Origin of the sequence: Roseomonas sp. 18066 (assembly GCF_902706185.1) — a bacterium.
GTDB lineage: Bacteria > Pseudomonadota > Alphaproteobacteria > Acetobacterales > Acetobacteraceae > Pseudoroseomonas.
In genome coordinates, this window is sequence record NZ_CACSJM010000362.1 from 1 (window position 1) to 448 (window position 448).

A 448-nucleotide genomic window follows, 5' to 3' on the forward strand; every position below is an offset into this window, starting at 1 on the left:
ATCGAGAACACCGGTCGCATGCGCAAGCAGGAACTGATGTTCGCGATCATCAAGAAGCGGGCGAAGGCCGGCGAGCAGGTCTTCGCGGACGGCGTGCTGGAGATCCTTCCCGACGGCTTCGGCTTCCTGCGCAGCCCGGACACGAGCTACACCGCGAGCACGGACGACATCTACATCTCCCCCAGCCAGGTGCGCCGCTTCAACCTGCACACGGGCGACATGATCGAGGGGGAGGTCCGTACGCCCAAGGACGGCGAGCGCTACTTCGCGCTGACCAAGCTCGACGCCGTGAACGGCGGCCCGCCCGAGCAGAACAAGCACAAGGTCATGTTCGAGAACCTGACCCCGCTGTTCCCCAAGGAGCAGATGAAGCTCGAGCGCGACATGAAGGGCGAAGAGAACATCACGGGCCGCATCATCGACATCATCGCCCCCATCGGCCGCGGCC

The 448-nt window shown here is 64.5% G+C and carries 1 protein-coding gene; it reads left to right on the top strand.

The window, feature by feature from the left end; translation table 11 throughout:
- Positions 1 to 448 (top strand): Rho termination factor N-terminal domain-containing protein (locus tag GVN67_RS29235; protein WP_200845456.1); only part of this gene is annotated, 448 nt, incomplete at both ends.